General features: G+C 65.4%; 17 protein-coding genes. 9 read left to right on the top strand and 8 right to left on the bottom strand.

Annotated features, from left to right (window positions below; all coding sequences use genetic code 11):
* Positions 1-479 precede the first annotated feature (479 nt).
* The 4 genes from aceA (at position 480) to LKE06_RS04250 (ending at position 7,210) form a co-directional block, all read left to right on the top strand.
* The gene (gene aceA / locus LKE06_RS04265) at positions 480-1,760 is read left to right on the top strand and encodes an isocitrate lyase (protein WP_227997297.1); all 1,281 of its coding nucleotides are present in this window, start codon (positions 480-482) and stop codon (positions 1,758-1,760) included.
* A gap of 120 nt (positions 1,761-1,880) precedes the next feature.
* Complete coding sequence (locus LKE06_RS04260; RefSeq protein WP_227997296.1) at positions 1,881-2,750, top strand: 3-hydroxybutyryl-CoA dehydrogenase; 870 nt, start codon at positions 1,881-1,883, stop codon at positions 2,748-2,750.
* A gap of 160 nt (positions 2,751-2,910) precedes the next feature.
* Positions 2,911-5,214, top strand: coding sequence for a 5-methyltetrahydropteroyltriglutamate--homocysteine S-methyltransferase (gene metE, locus LKE06_RS04255; protein WP_227997295.1), 2,304 nt, complete (start codon positions 2,911-2,913; stop codon positions 5,212-5,214).
* Positions 5,215-5,512: 298 nt separating this feature from the next.
* The gene (locus tag LKE06_RS04250) at positions 5,513-7,210 is read left to right on the top strand and encodes a DEAD/DEAH box helicase (protein ID WP_227997294.1); all 1,698 of its coding nucleotides are present in this window, start codon (positions 5,513-5,515) and stop codon (positions 7,208-7,210) included.
* Between the two features lie 73 nt (positions 7,211-7,283).
* Here LKE06_RS04250 and LKE06_RS04245 read toward each other — a convergent pair whose 3' ends face one another.
* The gene (locus LKE06_RS04245) at positions 7,284-8,015 is read right to left on the bottom strand and encodes a ZIP family metal transporter (protein WP_227997293.1); all 732 of its coding nucleotides are present in this window, start codon (positions 8,013-8,015) and stop codon (positions 7,284-7,286) included.
* A 138-nt stretch (positions 8,016-8,153) separates the two neighbouring features.
* Between LKE06_RS04245 and LKE06_RS04240 the strand changes: the two genes are divergently transcribed.
* Positions 8,154-9,365: an IS4 family transposase gene (locus tag LKE06_RS04240; protein WP_227997292.1), complete on the top strand. Its 1,212-nt coding sequence runs from the start codon at positions 8,154-8,156 to the stop codon at positions 9,363-9,365.
* A 322-nt stretch (positions 9,366-9,687) separates the two neighbouring features.
* Positions 9,688-9,918: a DUF4158 domain-containing protein gene (locus LKE06_RS04235; RefSeq protein WP_227997291.1), complete on the top strand. Its 231-nt coding sequence runs from the start codon at positions 9,688-9,690 to the stop codon at positions 9,916-9,918.
* 51 nt (positions 9,919-9,969) lie between these two features.
* Here LKE06_RS04235 and LKE06_RS04230 read toward each other — a convergent pair whose 3' ends face one another.
* The gene (locus LKE06_RS04230) at positions 9,970-10,368 is read right to left on the bottom strand and encodes a DUF6223 family protein (protein WP_227997290.1); all 399 of its coding nucleotides are present in this window, start codon (positions 10,366-10,368) and stop codon (positions 9,970-9,972) included.
* Positions 10,369-10,594: 226 nt separating this feature from the next.
* On the opposite strand from LKE06_RS04230, the gene LKE06_RS04225 reads away from it, so the two are divergent.
* Entirely contained in the window at positions 10,595-11,851 is a 1,257-nt protein-coding gene (locus LKE06_RS04225; protein WP_227997289.1) for a sensor histidine kinase, read from the top strand.
* Positions 11,848-12,540, top strand: coding sequence for a response regulator transcription factor (locus tag LKE06_RS04220; RefSeq protein ID WP_227997288.1), 693 nt, complete (start codon positions 11,848-11,850; stop codon positions 12,538-12,540). Before LKE06_RS04225 ends, LKE06_RS04220 begins: the two co-directional genes overlap by 4 nt.
* A gap of 53 nt (positions 12,541-12,593) precedes the next feature.
* Here the strand turns inward: LKE06_RS04220 and LKE06_RS04215 are convergent, their stop codons facing one another.
* From LKE06_RS04215 to LKE06_RS04205, 3 genes are all read right to left on the bottom strand, one after another.
* Positions 12,594-12,749 carry a hypothetical protein gene (locus LKE06_RS04215; RefSeq protein WP_227997287.1) on the bottom strand — a complete coding sequence of 52 codons (156 nt, stop codon included), beginning with the start codon at positions 12,747-12,749 and terminating at the stop codon, positions 12,594-12,596.
* A gap of 313 nt (positions 12,750-13,062) precedes the next feature.
* Positions 13,063-14,283, bottom strand: a complete 1,221-nt coding sequence (locus tag LKE06_RS04210; protein WP_227997286.1) for an AI-2E family transporter — start codon at positions 14,281-14,283, stop codon at positions 13,063-13,065.
* A gap of 39 nt (positions 14,284-14,322) precedes the next feature.
* A complete protein-coding gene (locus LKE06_RS04205; protein ID WP_227997285.1) occupies positions 14,323-15,375 on the bottom strand; it encodes an NAD(P)-dependent alcohol dehydrogenase in 1,053 nt (350 codons plus the stop codon).
* A gap of 110 nt (positions 15,376-15,485) precedes the next feature.
* Between LKE06_RS04205 and LKE06_RS04200 the strand changes: the two genes are divergently transcribed.
* Entirely contained in the window at positions 15,486-16,604 is a 1,119-nt protein-coding gene (locus LKE06_RS04200) for a S1C family serine protease (RefSeq protein WP_227997284.1), read from the top strand.
* A 35-nt stretch (positions 16,605-16,639) separates the two neighbouring features.
* Here LKE06_RS04200 and LKE06_RS04195 read toward each other — a convergent pair whose 3' ends face one another.
* The 3 genes from LKE06_RS04195 to LKE06_RS04185 all read right to left on the bottom strand — a co-directional run bounded on the left by LKE06_RS04195 (position 16,640) and on the right by LKE06_RS04185 (position 18,980).
* Entirely contained in the window at positions 16,640-17,209 is a 570-nt protein-coding gene (locus LKE06_RS04195) for a vitamin K epoxide reductase family protein (RefSeq protein ID WP_227997283.1), read from the bottom strand.
* Complete coding sequence (locus LKE06_RS32860) at positions 17,206-17,988, bottom strand: DsbA family protein (RefSeq protein ID WP_227997282.1); 783 nt, start codon at positions 17,986-17,988, stop codon at positions 17,206-17,208. The genes LKE06_RS04195 and LKE06_RS32860 overlap by 4 nt, the downstream gene beginning before the upstream one ends.
* Before the next feature lie 146 nt (positions 17,989-18,134).
* The gene (locus LKE06_RS04185; protein WP_227997281.1) at positions 18,135-18,980 is read right to left on the bottom strand and encodes a polyphosphate kinase 2 family protein; all 846 of its coding nucleotides are present in this window, start codon (positions 18,978-18,980) and stop codon (positions 18,135-18,137) included.
* Between the last annotated feature and the right edge of the window lie 5 nt (positions 18,981-18,985).

Genomic DNA, 18,985 nt, shown 5'->3' with positions numbered 1-18,985 from the left:
GCGTCCTCGACCGCCGCGGCTCGTCGCAGCAGCTGGACGTTTGTCCGAGGGTGGATTCGGCGACCCAGTTTGCCCGATGGTCCTCGCGAACTGCCACTACTCGAAGGTGGCGCGACGCATATTGAAGGCGCGTGCCGGATCTTGTGAAGGTGCTCACATCCGGGAATGTTCGGTCGTGGGCAAGTCGGTACTCACCCGGATCACTAACAGTACGAGCGTTACGCTAAAACCCCATGTCAGAGCTACCGGCCGGTAGCTTTCATGCTTGCAATTAACTCGCAAATTTTGCAAGGTTAGCAATGGCCTATCAAAACGTAGCTCGAATTCACACTTGTAACAGGTAGACGGCTATTTCGTGGTGTGTCATCGTGTTGAAGTACACCCCACGGACCTAGCAAGTCTGCAAATTGCCGCTCCAGCAGTCGAAGCACAATCGACCGTGGGGCATATCCCGACCAAACGAGGAAGTGGAGTCAGAGATGACCACCGGCACCCCGAAGACCGCCGCGGAAATCCAGCAGGATTGGGACACCAACCCCCGCTGGAAGGGCGTCACCCGTAACTACACCGCGGAGCAGGTGTCGAAGCTCCAGGGCAGCGTCGTCGAAGAGGCCACCCTCGCCCGCCGCGGCTCGGAGATCCTCTGGGATCTCGTCAACAACGAGGACTACATCAACTCCCTTGGCGCCCTCACCGGCAACATGGCCGTGCAGCAGGTGCGCGCCGGCCTCCAGGCCATCTACCTGTCCGGTTGGCAGGTCGCCGGTGACGCGAACCTCTCCGGCCACACCTACCCGGACCAGAGCCTCTACCCGGCCAACTCGGTTCCGGCCGTCGTGCGTCGCATCAACAACGCGCTGCTGCGTGCCGACGAGATTGCCAAGGTCGAGGGTGACGACTCCGTCAAGAACTGGCTCGCCCCGATCGTCGCCGATGCCGAAGCCGGCTTCGGTGGCGCGCTGAACGCCTACGAGCTGCAGAAGGCCATGATCCAGGCCGGCGCCGCAGGCGTGCACTGGGAAGACCAGCTCGCCTCGGAGAAGAAGTGCGGCCACCTCGGTGGCAAGGTGCTGATCCCGACCCAGCAGCACATCCGCACCCTGACCTCCGCGCGTCTGGCCTCCGACGTCGCCGACGTGCCGTCGGTGATCATCGCCCGCACCGACGCCGAAGCGGCCACCCTCATCACCACTGACGTGGACGACCGCGACAAGCCGTTCCTCGACGGCACCCGCACCGCCGAAGGCTTCTTCGGTGTGCGGAACGGTATCGAGCCCTGCATCGCCCGCGCCAAGGCATACGCCCCGTTCGCGGACCTGATCTGGATGGAGACCGGCAAGCCGGACCTCGAGCTCGCCAAGAAGTTCGCCGAAGCCGTGCGCGGCGAGTTCCCCGACCAGCTGCTCGCCTACAACTGCTCCCCGTCCTTCAACTGGAAGGCGCACCTGGACGACGCGACCATCGCGAAGTTCCAGAAGGAGCTCGGCGCGATGGGCTTCAAGTTCCAGTTCATCACGCTGGCCGGCTTCCACTCGCTCAACTACGGCATGTTCGACCTGGCCTACGGCTACGCCCGCGAGGGCATGACCGCCTACGTCGACCTGCAAGAGCGCGAGTTCGAGGCCGAGGCCCGTGGCTACACCGCCACCAAGCACCAGCGTGAGGTCGGTGCGGGCTACTTCGACCTGATCGCCACCACCGTGGACCCGAACACCTCGACGGCGGCGCTGAAGGGCTCCACCGAAGAGGGGCAGTTCTGATCCAGTAGGGGTTGTACCGCCCTCCCCGGTGAACAGCCCTCAGCGGGGAGGGCGTCCCTATACCTTGGACCACAGCCCTTTACAGCCACCCGACAGCCAGACAAACAGCAGGAGCGGGACGTGAGCAGCGAGAAGATTCAACGCGTCGGTGTTATCGGCGCCGGACAGATGGGTGCCGGAATCGCGGAGGTGTGTGCCCGGGCGCATGTCGACGTGCTCGTCTTCGAACAGACCCGGGAACTAGCCGCCGCGGGCCGCTCCCGCATCCTGCGCTCGCTCGACCGCGGGGTCAGCAGCGGCAAGATCACCGAGCGTGAGCGCGAGCAGGCCGCCTGGCGGCTGCGGTTCACCTCCGACCTCGGCGACTTCGCCGACCGTCAGCTGGTGGTCGAGGCGGTGCTCGAGGACGAGAAGGTGAAGACCTCGATCTTCAGTGAGCTCGACAAGGTCGTCACCGATCCCGACGCGGTGCTCGCCTCCAACACCTCCTCAATTCCGATAATGAAGATCGCGGTCGCCACGGCGAACCCCGAACGTGTGGTCGGCATGCACTTCTTCAACCCGGTTCCGGTGCTGCCGCTGGTCGAGCTGGTCACCACGCTCAAGACGAGTGAGTCGGTGTCCAAGCGTGCCGAAGCCTTCGCCGGTGACGTCCTCGGCAAGCAGGTCGTGCGCTCGGCCGACCGCTCCGGCTTCGTGGTGAACGCGCTGCTGGTGCCTTACCTGCTGTCCTCGATCCGCATGGTCGAGTCCGGCTTCGCCACCAAGGAAGACGTCGACAAGGCGATGGTGCTCGGCTGCGCTCACCCGATGGGGCCGCTGGCACTTACCGACCTGGTCGGCCTGGACACCGTCAAGTCGATCGCCGACTCCATGTACGCAGAGTTCAAGGAGCCGCTGTACTCCGCGCCGCCGTTGCTGATGCGCATGGTGGAGGCCGGGTTGCTGGGTAAGAAGACCGGCGCGGGGTTCTATCAGTACAAGGTGTGAGTTGCCTGCGGCGGTACAGGTTCTGCTGGCAAACGCGGCTCGAGCCGCAAGAGAGACCGGGTCGTTTTGGCGACTCGGCCGCACATCGAGAGCGCAGCGTTGCGGGGTTTCCATCGGTCGGTGGATGCCGCGCAGGTGATCGAAAGGGAGTATCCCGCGCATGGTCAACATCACCGATGGTTACGGGTCGAGCATCCTCGGTTACCCGAGGATTGGGCCGCACCGGGAACTGAAGCGGGCGCTCGAGTCCTACTGGCGCGGCGGGGTTTCGCGCGAGGAGTTGCTCGAGGTACGGCGCGATATCCAGGAGCGGCAGTTCAACGAGCTGGCGGCCACCGGGCTGACTCAGGTACCCGGCAATACCTTCTCCTTCTACGACCATGTGCTGGACAACGCGTTGCTGTTCGGTGCGGTGCCGACGCGGTTCAAGCCGTTACAGGACGAACTCGACCCGCTGGACTTCTACTTCCTGATGGCGCGCGGTCGTCCGGATTTGCCACCGCTGGAGCTGGTGCGGTTCTTCGGCACCGCCTACCACTACCGGCAGCCCGAACTGGACGAGTCCACCGAGTTCTCGCTACATCCCGAGGCGCTGCTCGACGAGTTCGATCGGGCGATGACGCGCGATATCGAGCTGCGCCCGGTGGTGCTCGGCCCGCTGTCGCTGCTGTTGCTGTCCAAGGCCGGCCATGTCCCAGGTGCGGCGGAGTTCGACACCCTCAGCCTGTTGGACAAGCTGCTTCCGGTGTATGAGCAGCTGTTCGAGATACTCGCCAAACGCGGCGCGACTTGCGTTCAGCTGGACGAGCCCTGCTTTACCTCCGATCGCAGCCCCGCCGAGCTGGCCGCTTTCGAGGCGGCCTACCAGCGACTTTCGACCTCCGCGCTGCGGCCACGCATGCTCGTCACCGGCCAGTACGGCGACTTCGGTCCGGCGCTGACCATCCTGGCGGGCACCCATGTCGAGGCCATTGGTCTGGATCTGGCCAGTTTCCGGATGAGCCCGCAGGACCTCGCGAAGGTGCCAGGCATTCGTCGTAAGCGCCTGTACGCGGGCGTGATCAGCGGCCTCAATGTGTGGCGTGCGGACCGTTACGTGACGCTGTCCTACCTCAACGAGCTGGCCGAGGTGTGCCCCGACCTGGTCGTCTCCACCGGCACCACGCTGCTACATGTGCCATACGACGTGCTCGTCGAATACGACATCGAGGGCAATGTCGCCGACCGTCTCGCCTTCGCGAAACAGAAGGTGGGCGAGGTGGTTTCGCTGGCCAAGGCGCTCACCGAGGGCCCGTCGGAGAAGTGGCGCAAGCGCCCGACCGAGGTGCATTTCAAGCAGAAACACGCAGTGCGGCAACGGGTTTACGCCGTCACGCCCGATATGCGCGCGCGCGAACCCTATGAGGTGCGTCGAGAAGCCCAGCAGCGCAAGTTGAATCTGCCGCCGGTGCCCGCGACCACGCTGGGTTCCTTCCCGCAGACCACCAGGATTCGGCAAGCCCGCTACGACCTCGGCCAGGGCCGGCTGTCCGATGAGGAGTACCGCAAGAAGATCGAGGCCGAGATCGAGGCGACGATCCGTCTACAGGAAGACATCGGTCTCGACGTGCTCGTACACGGTGAGCATGAACGCAACGACATGGTCCAGCACTTCGCCGAGTTGCTCGACGGGTTCGCGACCACCCGTTACGGCTGGGTGCAAGTGTACGGATCCCGTTGTGTCCGACCGCCGATCATCTACGGTGATGTGTCACGTCCCGCGCCGATGTCGGTCGATTGGATCACCTACGCGCAGTCGCTGACCGACAAGCCGGTCAAGGGCATTGTCACCGGTCCGGTCACCATGGTCGCGCGTTCGTTCGTCCGCCAGGATCAGCCGCTGTACGAAACCGCCGACCAGGTGGCGCTCGCGATCCGCGACGAGGTGGTGGATCTGGAGCGCGCGGGTATTTCGATCATTCAGGTCGACGAACCCGCCATTCGGGAAATGTTGCCGCCCCGCCCGGTCGGTCGCGCGGAGTACCTGCGCTGGGCTGTCGGTGCGTTCCGGCTGGCGACCTCAGGAGTGCGGCCGGAAACTCAAATCCACACGCACATCAACTATTCCGGTCGCCTCGAGGTAGTCCAGGCAATCGAACAGCTGGATGCCGATGTCACCGCGCTGGTCGCGACGCGCTCCATCGAATGGGTGCTCGAGGCGCTCAAGGATGACTTCGCGTCCGGCCACGGCCTCAGCCACGGCGTGGGCCCCGGTGTGTACGAAAGCCGTTCCGCGCGTATCCCCGACATCGATGAGCTGGACGAATTACTCACCGCCGCAGCCGAAGCCGTCACTCCGGAACGGTTGTGGGCGAACCCGGACGGTGGTTTGAAGACACGGCATTACTGGCAGTTGGAGCCGTCGTTGCGCAATCTGGTCGCGGCCGCTCGTCGCGTCCGTCGGCGCGCCACCGTCGGCGAGTAGCCCGAACGACCAAGGGCCACTTTTCCGTCCATCGGGGAGGTGGCTCTTGGTCTAGTGACCGCCGTCACGGCCGGGAAAGTGACCTACGACGCCTCTGGTGCGCAACGGTCGAAATCTGCGCTAGGGTGACTGGTTGGCGAGTTTTGATCTTGGACGCTCGTCCGCAATCCGTCGTGGATGTCTTCTTTCGCGTCGGCCCCGCAGCTGGGTGTCATAACACCGAACGCAGGTATGGACGTTCCGTCCTGCGCGCCGCTGCGGTACAACACCCGATGCCGGAAAGGCACCTGTACTTCTTATGAACACTCGTTCTTCGAGCCCTGCCTCCACCACGTCTTTCGCCGCTCTCGGCGTGCGCGCCAAGCTGGTCGAGGTATTGACGGCCAATGGCATCACCGCGCCGTTCCCGATCCAGGCCGCGACGCTGCCCGACACCCTCGCCGGGCGCGACGTGCTTGCCCGCGGCAAAACCGGCAGCGGTAAGACGCTCGCCTTCTCCATTCCGATGGTCGACCGGCTCGCCGGTGGCACCTGTAAGCCGGGCCGCCCGGCCGGCCTGATCCTCGCGCCCACCCGCGAACTGGCAACCCAGATCACCGCGACGCTCGAGCCCATGGCCGTGGCCTGCGGTTTGAAGGTGACCACCATCTTCGGCGGGGTCTCGCAGCAGCGTCAGAGCCGGGCACTGGCCGCCGGTGTCGATATCGTCGTCGCCTGCCCGGGCCGGCTGGAAGATCTCATGCGCCAGCGCGTCGTATCGCTGGACGCGGTGCAGATCACCGTGCTCGACGAGGCCGATCACATGGCCGATCTCGGCTTCCTGCCCGGGGTCACCCGGATCCTCAACGCGACGCAGTCCACCGGCCAGCGGCTGCTGTTCTCCGCCACCCTGGACAACGGTGTGGACAAACTCGTCAAGCGGTTCATGCGCAACCCGTCCTCGCATTCCGTCGACGAGGTGAATTCGCCGGTGGCCGCGATGACCCACCACGTCTTCGAGGTCGGTGGCGTCGACGCCAAGAACGCGCTGGTACGCACCCTCGCCTCTGGCGGCGGTCGCCGAATCCTGTTCATGCGCACCAAACATCAGGCGCGCAAGCTCGCCAAGCAGCTGACCACCGCGGGGATTCCCGCGACCGACCTGCACGGCAACCTGTCGCAGGTCGCCCGCGATCGCAACCTGGCGGCCTTCACCGAGGGTACGGCGCGGGTCCTCGTCGCGACCGATATCGCCGCGCGGGGGGTGCACGTCGATGACGTCGAGCTGGTCGTGCACGTCGACCCGCCCGCTGAGCATAAGGCGTACCTGCACCGTTCCGGGCGGACCGCGCGTGCGGGCAGCGCCGGTGACGTGGTGACCGTCGTGCTGCCGGAGCAGCGCAGGGATGTCGCCGGGCTGCTGCGCAAGGCGGGCATCCAGGTCAGCCCGCAGCGGGTCAGCGCGGATTCGCCTGCGGTGACCGAACTCGTCGGCGAAATCGCCCCGCTGGTGACGCCGACGTTGACCCCGGCCCCATCGAATGCCGGTGGGCAGCAGCGTAATCGGAACGGACGCGGTGGTGCCGCGTCCGGGCCGCGGCGCGGTGGCCGTGGCGCGGGCGGTGCCGGTGGTCGTGGTGCGGGCGCTGCGGTAGATCGTGATAGCCGGCCGCGCAGCCGAAATGGCCGTGGTGGCGATGCGGCCGGACAGGGCGCCACCGGTGGCCGGTCAGCCGGTCGCGATGGACAGGGCGGTGGCCAGTCGCGCAGCCGCGGTGGCCACGGTTCGGGTGCGAGCTTCGGCGCTGCGACCGGTGGTCCGTCGCGTGGCCGCACCGAGCACGGTGCCGGTACCGGTGGGCAGTCGCGCAACAGGAACGGTCGCGGCAACGGCGGCGTACGCGGTGCCGACAGTGCGGGGCACTCCCAGGGCCGTCCCACCCGTAGCGGCTCGTCGCACACCCGCACCTTCGCATCCCGCGACCAGGGTGCTCCCACAAGGACCACCAGTCGCTGATCTGAAATCACAACGGCCTCTTGAAACCGCTGGGCTGCGGCTCAATTCCACGTCGCGAAAGTGACTGTGCGCGTTAATGACTCAGTGCCGCGACACCGAGCATGAATGTGGCCCCCACCAGTGTGCAGGCGAGTGTCAGCCGGGACGGGTGTTTGGCGTGCGCCTCGGGGAGGATGTCGGCCGTGGCGAGGTAGAGCAGGAAGCCGGCGAAGTAGCCGAGGTAGAGCCCGACCGTCTCGGCGGGAACGCGGATCAGGGTGCCGATAACGGCGCCGATGACCGGGGCGGCGGCATCGAGTCCGAGCAGGATGAGGGCACGCCTGTGCGCATTGCCGTACAGCGTTGTAATGGTGAAAGTGTTGAAGCCATCGGCGAAGTCGTGACTGATCACCGCGATGGCCACCGCGACACCGACGGAGGCTCCGGCTTGGAATCCGATACCGATGCCGAGGCCGTCGAGCATGCTGTGGAAGATCAGTCCCGCCGCGGCGAGCACCCCCACCGACTGGAAACCGTGTGAGTGCGAACCGAATTCCTGCTCGTGGCCGGTGTGAATCGCCACCGCCCGCTCGATGACGTGGATGGTGAGAAAGCCGAACACGGTGGCCAGCAGCGCGTCGGGCACGCCGAGAATCACATGTTCGGATTCCGCCAGCGCCTCCGGCAGTAGATCGAAGAAAACAACCCCGAGCATGATCCCGGCCGCCAGCCCGAGCACCAGATGTCTGCGGTCCCCGACCCGCACCGCCACCAGCCCCCCGAGCAGCGTCGAACACATCGACACCAGCGCCAGCAGAATCGCCATCCCCCCAGCATCGGCCACCGCCTCCCACCCCACCGGCACATCCGCCCGGCGAGTTCACGCCTTCGAACGGCAAAGTGTCGGGGTTGAGGGCTAGATGCAATACCGTTCAGTTAAGTGTTCAGGCGGTATTGTGTCGGTGTGCCTCGTGGTGGATGGGTGAAGCCGGCCTCGGATCGTCGTCTGTCGGATTTGGTGTCGGTGGGGTTGTTGACGAGGGTTTTTCCGGCTGATGTTGTCGATGAGGTGATCGCTGAGGCGGGACGTACGCAGCAGCGGCATCGTGCGCTTCCGGCTCGTGTGATGGCGTATTTCTCGATCGGGATGGCGTTGCATTCCGAAGGCTCGTATGAGGATGTGTTCGCCCAGTTGACCGATGGTCTGTCGTGGTCGTCGGGGTGGTCGCAGTCGTGGTCGCCGCCGTCGAAATCGGCTATCTTCCAAGCACGTTCACGTCTGGGATACGAACCGGTGCGTGATCTGTTCTTCCGTGTCGCGCGACCGGTGGCGGGGGTGGACACGCCCGGTTCCTGGCTGGCGGGACGCCGTTTGGTGGCCATCGACGGCACCTGCCTGGACCTGGCGGACACGCCCGGCAACGCCGAGTTCTTCGGACGCCCGGCGTCGAGCCGGGGCGAGAAGTCCGCGTACCCGCAAGCACGTCTGGTCGCGGTGGCCGAGTGCGGGACACACGCGGTATTCGACGCGGTCACCGGCCCGTGCGCCACTTCCGAGACCGAGATGGCTCGCGAGCTGTGCGGTCGGCTCACCCCGGGGATGCTGGTGCTCGCCGATCGCGGCTTCTACGGATTCACGCTGTGGAGACAAGCCGCCGCCACCGGCGCCGACCTGCTGTGGCGGGTGAAAACCAATCTCCGGCCCCAGCACGTGGAAACCCTGCCCGACGGGTCGTGGCTGGCGCGGATCGTCCCCACCTCGGGGGTGAACCGCGCAAAGACCGCACCCTCGATGGTGCGGGTCATCGACTACACCCTCGACGACGGGCGCGAGCACCCCGAGCAGTATCGACTCCTTTCCACGATCCTCGACCCCGACCAGGCCGGCGCACACGATCTGGCCCTGGCCTACGCGCAGCGATGGGAGATCGAGAACACCTTCGACGAACTGAAAACACACCAGCGCGGCCCCCGCGCGGTCCTGCGCTCGAAATCACCCGAACTGGTCCAACAGGAAATCTGGGGGCATCTGTGCTGCCACTACGCGATCCGCACCCTCATGCTCGACGCAGCCACCCAGGGCGGGCACGACCCGGACCGGATATCTTTCACCGCAGCACTACGGATTACCCGTAGATCCTTGTCCCACAGCACATTTCCCCCCTCGCAACCATAAGGCTGCCGGCAGCGCGCCATCGACAAACTACTCCAACGCATCAACCCGGCACGCCGACGACGATCCAACCCGCGCGTCGTCAAACGCAAAATCCTCAAATGGGCAGCCAAACGCTCACACCACGCCCAGCACCCCCAACCAACTCACGACCCAAAGGCCACCATCCGCACCCCTTAACTGAACGGTATTGGGGCTAGATGACCGAAATCCGGCGCTAAGGCGGGTGCGGCAGTGTCGCCGCACATCTGGATTGGGCTCGGCCGCTGCTGCTGATTTTGGGATCAGCTGTGCTGCTGGGCTGTTGGCGGTTTCATGTCGGGCTGTGCGTGATGATGGCGACGTGGAGTACGGCCGTTTCGGTGTGCTGTCTCGGGTGGAGCTGGAACGGTTCTCCCATTCCGACGATGAGGACCGGTGGCTTATCGCAGCCCGGCGGCGGGACTACAACCAGCTCGGGTTCGCCGCGATTCGAGTGCGGAGAACCGGCGATGGCCCGAAGGCCCGGACGAGAAGCTGCGCCGCTACCCGCGCGGGTGACGCGCTGAGCTTGTAGATCGGGCCTGCCACAATTCCGCACGCCAGCAGCGCATGGGGGTCGGTAACGTCAGTTTCGCCATACGGGCGCCGGTCCGGCTCCATGGCCGGTGCGGCGGGAGCGGGCCAAAGCCAGCCCACCGAGGGCCGTGCCGACCAGGCCCAGCACTACGGCGAAGACGGCGCCGAGAACCCCGTTGCCGGTGCCGGGACCACCCGCGGCGTTGGCTCCATGTATTCCACCGACGATCACGCTGATCGGCCCGAGTACCAGGGCCACGATGATCCGGGCCCGCCCGGTGCCGGTGCGGCGGGAGCGGGCCAAAGCCAGCCCACCGACAATGACGCTGATCAGCCCCAGCATGGCTGCTGAGGTGGGCACGGCCCGGCCGACGCCGAGTTCGTAACCAGCGGCGACAACGGAGACGTCCGTGGTCGCCGGTGTGGCAAACAAGTCGAGGACAGACATTGCGGATCCTTTCGACCGAACGACGGATACCGGCCTACTCGTGCCTCCGTCGTTGAATGGGACGCAAACGATCGTCGCGTCTCGAGCCTCGGGCCGTCCTCCGTCAGCAAGCGGCAGCGGATACGACATTCGACGTAGACAGCTCGCACGGAACCACGCTTCTCGACGTAGGCGGCCGCGCAGCTGATGGGAGTTGTCGCCGAGCCTGGAATCCTATGATCGCTACATGCGCGATCGAGTCACGTTGTTCCGCCCGCCCGTCTGGGCGCAGGACGTTCTGGTGGCGGTCTTCATCACCGTGATGCAGGTCCAGGGCACCGTCGTCCGCAACAGTGGGCAGCCCGAAGCGGTGCTGCGCCCCCTATCCGACCTCGGGCACCTCGGCTACATCCTGTTGATCGCCAGCGGGGCGGTCGTGGTCGTGCGCCGTCTCCGGCCCGGCGCGGTGTTCGCCGTGACCGCGCTCGCCAGCGCCGTCTACTATGCCCTCGATTTCCCCGACGGACCCGGCTGGCTGGGCCTATTCGTAGCCCTCTACACCCTTACTTCCCGAGGTGACGGACGTCGCTCGCTGGTGGTGGCAGGTGTGGGGATCACCGTCCTGACTGTGGTCTGGCTGATCGCCGCCACCGACATCGAACCACCGGCCGCTATTGGCTGGGTGTTTTTCCGGATCGGTACCTCAGTCATGAGTGCCGCCCTCGGTGAGAGTGTCCGTTCGAGGAAGGTCATCGCGGCCGACGCGCTGGAGCGCGCCGAACGGGCCGAACGAACTCGTGAGGAAGAGGCCCGCGCCCGCGTCGACGAGGAACGCCTCAGAATCGCGCGCGAAGTCCACGATACCGTCGCGCACGCCATCGCCATCATCAATGTCCAATCCGGCGTCACCGCACATGTTCTCGACAAGCGACCGGAACGAGCACGCGAAACCCTGGAGGCGATCGAGCAGACCAGCTCTCGGGCACTACAGGAGATGCGAGCCATCCTCGGAGTCCTCCGCGACGACAACGACGGCCGTGTCCCGCACCCCGGGCTCGGGCAAGTAGACGAACTCACCGCCAAAGCGCGCGAGGCCGGACTCGACGTCGACCTCGAGACGACCGCACCACCTCCGCAAGTACCCAGTGCGGTCGGCAGCGCCGTGTATCGAATCCTGCAGGAATCGATCACCAATGTGATCCGCCACGTCGGACAGACCCGGGTCACGATCGCGCTGACTTACGGGGCCGACACCGTAGAAGTCCGCGTGACAGACGACGGCCGCCGAGAAGGCCCGGAAACCGTTGGGGCAGTTGACCACACAGGCGGGGACCGTGCGAACGGTGGACTCGCCGCTCCAGACGAACGTGGCCGCGGGATCATCGGGATGCGTGAGCGTTGTCAGCTCTTGGGCGGCGACCTGCACGCCGGCCCAATCCTGAACGGCGGCTTCGCGGTCATCGCTCGGCTCCCCGTGGCGCCGACCGGAACGCCGAACCTATGAACACCATGACAAGCGCATCCAACAGCGATGCTCCGATCAAGGTTCTAGTCGCCGACGACGAGCATCTGGTGCGGTCCGGCCTCCAGGTTCTGCTCGAGATCGAGGACGACATCACCGTGGTCGGGGAAGCCGCCACCGGCGCCGAAGCCGTGGAGCAAGCCCGCGCGCTGCGCCCGGATGTCGTACTCATGGACATCCGCATGCCGAAGATGGACGGCATCCAGGCCACCCGGCAGATCGCCACCACGAATGGACTTCAACAGGTTCGCATCCTCATCCTGACCACCTACGACACCGATGCCTACGTCTTCGAAGGATTGCAGGCCGGCGCCAGCGGATTCCTGCTCAAAGACGCCGGCCCGGCCGAACTCCTGCACGGTATCCGCGTGGTCGCCGCTGGCGAATCGTTGCTCGCGCCGCGCATCACACGCCGCCTCATCGCCCAGTTCACCGCACAACAAACAGCGAACAAGGCCGCCGAACACCGGCTCGCCGTTCTCACCGATCGAGAACGTGAGGTTCTGACACTGGTGGGTCAGGGCATGAGCAACGACGAGATCGGCGCCGAACTCTTCCTCAGCCCAGCCACCGCCCGCACCCACGTCAGCCACGCCATGGTGAAACTCGGTGCCCGCGACCGCGCGCAACTGGTCGTCATCGCCTACCGAACAGGACTCGTCAGCCCGTAGGCCATCATGAGGGAGCCGTGGGCGCGCGCCGAATTTCGATCCCTTCGGCCTGGTCAGCGGCGCGCGGCCGGGTCAGTGCCGGCCTGATAGCGCCGCAGTCCTTCATGGGAGACCCTCGCGTACTTCGCGAGGGTGCGCACCGGCGTGTGCCCCGACAACTCGAGCATGTGCCACAACATCCGTTTCCGCAGCGCCGCATCCGATCCCAAGATAGATCCGCACCGCATCCGCCAACCGCACACCCTGGCTGGCGTCGGCAGCATCCGCACCCGACCCATCAGGACCCCACACGCGCTATCGCACATAGTTTCCCGAGTTGCCCTCGCGTGAACGGCACATCCCGCCAGGACGACTCACAAGTTGTCGCACATTGTGAGTCACTATGTGCGGCAGCTCCGGTGGCCGCGTCGGGTGCGCCTCGGCCTTCGATCCCCGAGACCACCTCGGCGACGCGCAGTAGTTCGACGGAACCAGACGCCCGGATATCACTGCCGCCAGCGTGCGCACAGCAAATCTTCGGCCCTACTCGCTGGGCGGCAGTCCGCTTCGGCTTAGACGAATTGTCAACTGCCGTGGCCACTTTCGGTGCTTCTTCGGCGGCGGTGTCTTCGAGTCATCGTCGCCGTCGGTCGCGACGTCGTAGCGCCGGATATAGGCGCTGGAAAATGCCTGCACCGTCGCGGTGACCGGAATCGCGAGCAGCGCACCGGTCGGGCCGAGTATTGCCGCGCCGACGATCACCGCGCCGAACGCGACAGCCGGGTGCATGTCGAGGGTGGTCGCGGTGATCCTCGGTTGCAGGACATAGTTTTCGAACTGCTGATAGACGATGATGAAGCCCAGAATCCACAGCGCGCTCGCCGGACTGTGCACCAGCGCGACGAGCACCGGCAGCGCACCGGCCAGATAGGTGCCGACCGTCGGAATGAACTGCGAGACGACACCGACCCACAGCGCCAGCGCGAAAGCCGACGGCACATCAAGCACCCGCAGCGCGACGTAGTGCGCTATCGCCGAACACAGCGCGAGCAGTCCGCGCGAATAGATGTAGCCGCCGGCCTTTTCGACGGCGATATCCCAGGCGCGCAATACCGGGCGTTGCCGCCGTGGCGGCAGTAGCGAGCAGACCGCGTTGCGGAAACGCGGCCCGTCAGCCGCGAAATAGTAAGTGAACAGCAACACACCGAGGGCCTGGAAGATCGCACCGATCGCGGCGGTGCCGATGCCCCACGCGTTACCCGCCAACCCGACCAGGTAGCCATCGATCGTGGAACTCCAGTCGTTGGCGTACTTCTCGATATCGGTTCCGGAGAGATCGGTTTTGAAGGTGCGATTGATCCATTGGACGCCCTGGTCGGCGTAGTCGGGCGCATTCTTGACCAGGGTGGTGACCTGCTCGACGAGCAGTGTGCCGAGCGTCCAGACAAACGAGATGGTGACAACCGCGACCATCAGGAAGACCACCGCTGTCGCCAGTCCCCGCCGAACCCCGCGGGCGGCAAGCCAATTCACCGCGGGTTCGATGGCGAAGGCCAAGAACAGTGAGACCAAGAGCACGGTGAGCAGTCCCTGTAGTTTCTGCAGCACCCAGAAACCGCACACCAATCCCGCCACCGTCGCCGCGGCCAGCAGGAACGCGCGCAGCAACCATGGCGGTGGCCCCGATGTCATATCGGCGGTCACGACTGTCTTCGTGCCGCCCGGGGCTCGATCGGGTGGCGAGGGCTCTTCATCCGCGGGCATACTCGCAAAACTACCCAAGGCTTGTGCCCGAGTATCGGGCTAGATCGTCGACGTGTCGATGACGAACCGGTAGCGGACGTCGCTGGCGACGACTCGGTCGTAGGCGCCGTCGATCTCGTCGGCGGAGATGAGTTCGATCTCGGCGTCGATGCCGTGTTCGGCGCAGAAGTTCAACATTTCCTGGGTCTGCGCGATGCCACCGATCGTCGAACCCGACAGCGAGCGACGGTACCCGACAAGGTTGAAAGGCTTGACGCTCAACGGGTTTTCGGGAAGGCCGAGGATTACCAGGGTGCCGTCGAGGTCGAGCAGCCGCAGATAGTCGTCGATCGGCAGATCGGCCGAGACGGTGTTGATGATGAGGTCGAATCGGCTACGCAGCTCGCGGAAGGTCTGCTTGTCGCTGGTCGCGTAGTAGTGGTGGGCGCCGAAGCGCTTGCCGTCGTCCTGCTTGCTCAGCGAGTGGCTCAATACGGTGACCTCCGCGCCCATTGCCGCGGCGATCTTCACCCCGATGTGCCCGAGACCGCCCATGCCGATAATCGCGACCTGCTTACCCGGCCCCGCCTGCCAGTGCCGCAAAGGCGAGAACAGCGTGATGCCCGCGCACAACAGCGGTGCCGCCGCGTCGAGCCCGATGCCTTCGGGAATCGACAGCACGAAGTTCTCGGTCGCCACGACCTGGGTCGAGTAGCCGCCCATCGTGTGCCCGCCCGGCTGGATAGCCGGGTCGACCTGGGTGTTGTAGGTCATGGTCGCACCCGCGGTGCAGTACTGCTCCTCATCGGCGAGACATGGCCCGCAGACTCCGCACGAATCGACCATGCAGCCGACGCCGACGCGGTCTCCGACCTTGTGCCTGGTGACCGTCGAACCGACTGCGGCGACAATGCCCGCGATCTCGTGTCCGGGCACGCACGGGTATTTCGCGCCACCCCATTCGTTGCGTGCGGTGTGAATATCCGAGTGGCAGATACCGGCGTAGGCGACGTCGATCAGCACATCGCGCGGACCGAGCGCACGGCGCTCGATGGTGACCTTCTCGAAGGCGCCGTTCGGCGCGTGCATGGCGTAAGCGGCAGCGATACTCATGCTTACATGCCTACCGCCGCATACAACATTTGCCAAACGCCTCGCCCGATATCTCCCAGGGGTGCGCGACTGTCGCGACAATGGAATTCATCAGATCAGGCGGGAGACCGATGGATGACGAATGGCATCGCGCGCCCGAACCACACCGCCCAACCGGTGCCGGGCGAGTATTCGCGCTGGTTGTTGCCGCATTCCTAGCGATCGCTTGCTTCCTCGGCTATCGGGGTGAGCTACCCGGCTGGCCGAACGGCGGAGTCGAAACCACCGCGCCCGCTCTGCTGGAACCGGCGCCGCCGATCGATCAGGCGGCGGTCGCGGGCGCTGTCGAACCGGCACTGGTGAACATCAACACGACCAGTCAGCCACTCGGGGTCGGCACCGCCGGGTCCGGCATCGTGCTCACCCCGGACGGACAGGTGCTGACCAGTCATCATGTGGTGAAAGGTGCCGACTCGGTGAGCGTCACCGATATCGGCAACGGATTCGTTTACAACGCGACGGTGCTCGGCTACGACGCGAAGGCCGATATCGCGTTGCTCGAACTCGGTGGTGCGGTGGGTCTGCCGGTCGCGCGGGTCGGCAACTCGTCCGGTCTACGTATGCGCGATCAGGTCCTGGCGATCGGCAACGCGGGCGGCACCGGCGGGCACCCGACCGCGATAGTGGGCGATATCACCAATCTGAACAGCACGATCGTCGCACTCAATTCGGCCGACCTGTCCCGGAAGGCGCTCTCGGGCATGGTCGAGGTCGCCGCGGCGGTCAGCGCGGGCCAGTCCGGCGGTGCGCTCGCCGACCGCAACGGTGCCGTGGTCGGTGTCATCACGGCGGCATCGGGCGAGCACCCCAAGGATGTCGAGCAGCAGCCCAATGGCTATGCGGTGCCGATCGATACGGCGATGCGGGTGGTGGCGCAGATTCGGTCCGGCACGCCAACCGACACCGTGCACATCGGGCCGACCGCGACCCTCGGTGTGCTGGTTTCCGATGCGAAACCCAGCGGCGCTCGCATCGATGTCGCGCTCTACGGCATGCCCGCGTATGCCGCCGGGCTCACCGGTGGTGAGGTGATCACCTCACTGGACGGACGTGCCATCGCCACTGCGACGGCGTTGCGCGCCGCGATCAATGTGCACAAACCCGACGACACGATTCAGCTCGGCGTCACCGGCGCGGGCGGCGTCGAGCGAACCGTTGCCGTGGTCCTTGTGCTGGGAACGCCCAACTAGACCCCCAACTAGACCCCTCAACTAGACGAGGCCGGTCAGAGCAGCGACAGCCAGTAGTCCTGGAAGCGCAGGAACACCAGCAGCAGCACCACCGCGTAGCACAGCGCCACAAACGTCCAGCGCCATTCGGCGAGCACCCCGAGCGGCCCCCGTGAGCGGCCCCAGAGCTGCTCGGTGACCACCGCGAGCAGCGGGGTGATGATCGCCCACACCACGATGCAGTATGGGCACAGCGCGTTGATCCGGTACAGGCTCTGGAAGATCAGCCAGCTGATGAAGACGACGCCGAGTACGGTGCCCAGCCACAGCCCGCCCCAGATCCAGCGCGGGAACCGCACCCCGGCGACCGAGAGGACGCCGAGGGTCACGACCACCGAAAACCCGGCAATGCCGATGATCGGGTTGGGGAATCCGAACACCGCGGCCTGATCGGTCGCCATCACCGACCCACATGACAGGACCGGGTTGATGCTGCATGAGGGCTTATAACCGGGATCGGTGAACAGCTTGAAGCGCTCGATGGTCAGCGTTACCGAGGCGAGCCAACCGGCGAGCCCGCTGATCAGTAGCACCCACGCCGACCGCCCCGTTACCGCGTCCTTCACTGACCCGCTGCGGCCGCGATCGCGGGTGCGATTCCGCCCGGCGCGAAGATCTCCCGGCTGGATTCGATCTGCTTGCCGTTGACGAAGATCGATGGGGTGGACTTGATCCCGCTACCCATCACATCCTTGGTCTTGTCCTGGACGTACTTGTCGTATTTGCGATCGGTAATGCACTGGGCGACAGCAGGATCGGTGTAGCCCGCGTCCTTCGCGATCTGGATCAGCGTGTCATCGGGCACGCCGTTGCCGCCTTCGGCCGGCTGCTGGGCGTACATCGCGGACAGCCACGCCTGGAACTTCGATGGGTCCGATTCGGCGACGCAGTACGCCGCGTTCGCCGCGCGCGAGGAGTACTGAGTGGTGGACATTTGGTCCAGGAACGCGATGATGTTGTATTCGACCGCGGTGCTGCCGTTGGCGACCGCATCCTCCAACACCTGGGAGTTGGCGGCTTCGAAGCCCTTGCACGCCGGGCACTGCAGGTCGGCGACCACTCGGACGGTGACCTTGGCATCGGGCTTACCGATACGGATCGCGCCGTTATCGGTAATGGCGGCCTGGACCCCACTGGGATTCTGGCCCGCGCTCGAAATGGCCGGGGCGGCGCTGCCGGAGCTGTCGTTCTTGCCGTTGTTCCGCACCGCGAGACCGATGCCGATGGCTGCGACGAGCCCGATCAGCACGACAGCAACGCCCACCTGAATGAGGATCTTGCGGTTGCGGTCCGCCCGCTCCGCCGCCGCAAGCGGATTCTGCTTGCCACCCGGTTTGTTGCTCACCGTGCGTCACCACGCCTTTCGCTAGCCTGCCGGTTTCCTGCCGCCACGATGGTAGATCCGGAACTCACCCCGGAGTGGACGGGCACGGCCACATCATCCTGGGTGAACCTGAGAGATTCCGAAATTTCGGGCGGTGACCCGTGTGCTCATGCCTCGATCAGGCGGCGTTTCTGCTCCTCGATATCGAATTCGGCCGGTGGCCAGTCGAGTTTCTGCCTTTCGAGGGCGTCGATCAGCAGTTCGGTGACCGAGAGGCGGGAGAACCATTTGCGGTCGGCGGGGATCACATGCCATGGGGCGATTTCGGTCGAGGTGCGGTCGAGCATCACCTGGTATGCCTCTTGATAGGCGGGCCAGTAGTCGCGCTCATCGATATCGGCCGGATTGAACTTCCAGTACTTGTCGGGGCGATCGAGGCGTTCCATCAGCCGATTCTTCTGTTCGTCGAGCGAGACGAACATGGCCACCTTGACCAGCGTGGTGCCCTGCTCGACCAATTCCCGCTCGAAGGCGTTGATCTCGTCGTAGCGCGGTTCCCAGACCTCCGGCGGCACCAGGTTGTGCACCCGCACCACCAGCACGTCCTCGTAATGTGAGCGGTCGAACACGCCGATTTGCCCGGCTCTCGGCAGTGCCTTGCGGATACGCCACAGGTAGTGGTGCTGCTGCTCCTCTTCGGTCGGCACCCCGAACGAGGCGTGATCCACGCCCTGCGGGTCCACCGATCCGATGACGTGCCGGACGATGCCGCCCTTGCCCGCGGTGTCCATCCCCTGCAGGACGAGCAGCACATTGCGCGAATCACCGGTTCGCCCGTTGGCGAAGAGCTTCTCCTGCAGACCCGACAGCACCGTGGCTCGCTCGGCCAGCAACTGCTGGCCTTTCTGTTTGTCGCCATCGAATCCGGGCGTGCCGGAGGTGTCCAGATCGGCGATCCGCAGCCCGTCGGCCCGCAGGGCGTCGGTGGGTCGAAGAGACCAGTGCTTCACCATCTACC

It is taken from the genome of Nocardia australiensis, from assembly GCF_020733705.1.
Classification (GTDB): Bacteria; Actinomycetota; Actinomycetes; order Mycobacteriales; family Mycobacteriaceae; genus Nocardia; species Nocardia australiensis.
This window is presented reverse-complemented; position numbering and strand designations above follow the sequence as displayed.

What these genes read in the sequence shown, in the direction of transcription:
- aceA (WP_227997297.1), top strand. Translation starts at nt 480, where the DNA reads ATGACCACCGGCACCCCGAAGACCGCCGCGGAAATCCAGCAGGATTGG.
- metE (WP_227997295.1), top strand. Translation starts at nt 2,911, where the DNA reads ATGGTCAACATCACCGATGGTTACGGGTCGAGCATCCTCGGTTACCCG.
- LKE06_RS04250 (WP_227997294.1), top strand. Translation starts at nt 5,513, where the DNA reads ATGAACACTCGTTCTTCGAGCCCTGCCTCCACCACGTCTTTCGCCGCT.
- LKE06_RS04245 (WP_227997293.1), bottom strand. Translation starts at nt 8,015, where the DNA reads ATGGCGATTCTGCTGGCGCTGGTGTCGATGTGTTCGACGCTGCTCGGG.
- LKE06_RS04230 (WP_227997290.1), bottom strand. Translation starts at nt 10,368, where the DNA reads ATGTCTGTCCTCGACTTGTTTGCCACACCGGCGACCACGGACGTCTCC.
- LKE06_RS04225 (WP_227997289.1), top strand. Translation starts at nt 10,595, where the DNA reads ATGCGCGATCGAGTCACGTTGTTCCGCCCGCCCGTCTGGGCGCAGGAC.
- LKE06_RS04220 (WP_227997288.1), top strand. Translation starts at nt 11,848, where the DNA reads ATGAACACCATGACAAGCGCATCCAACAGCGATGCTCCGATCAAGGTT.
- LKE06_RS04210 (WP_227997286.1), bottom strand. Translation starts at nt 14,283, where the DNA reads ATGCCCGCGGATGAAGAGCCCTCGCCACCCGATCGAGCCCCGGGCGGC.
- LKE06_RS04205 (WP_227997285.1), bottom strand. Translation starts at nt 15,375, where the DNA reads ATGAGTATCGCTGCCGCTTACGCCATGCACGCGCCGAACGGCGCCTTC.
- LKE06_RS04200 (WP_227997284.1), top strand. Translation starts at nt 15,486, where the DNA reads ATGGATGACGAATGGCATCGCGCGCCCGAACCACACCGCCCAACCGGT.
- LKE06_RS04185 (WP_227997281.1), bottom strand. Translation starts at nt 18,980, where the DNA reads ATGGTGAAGCACTGGTCTCTTCGACCCACCGACGCCCTGCGGGCCGAC.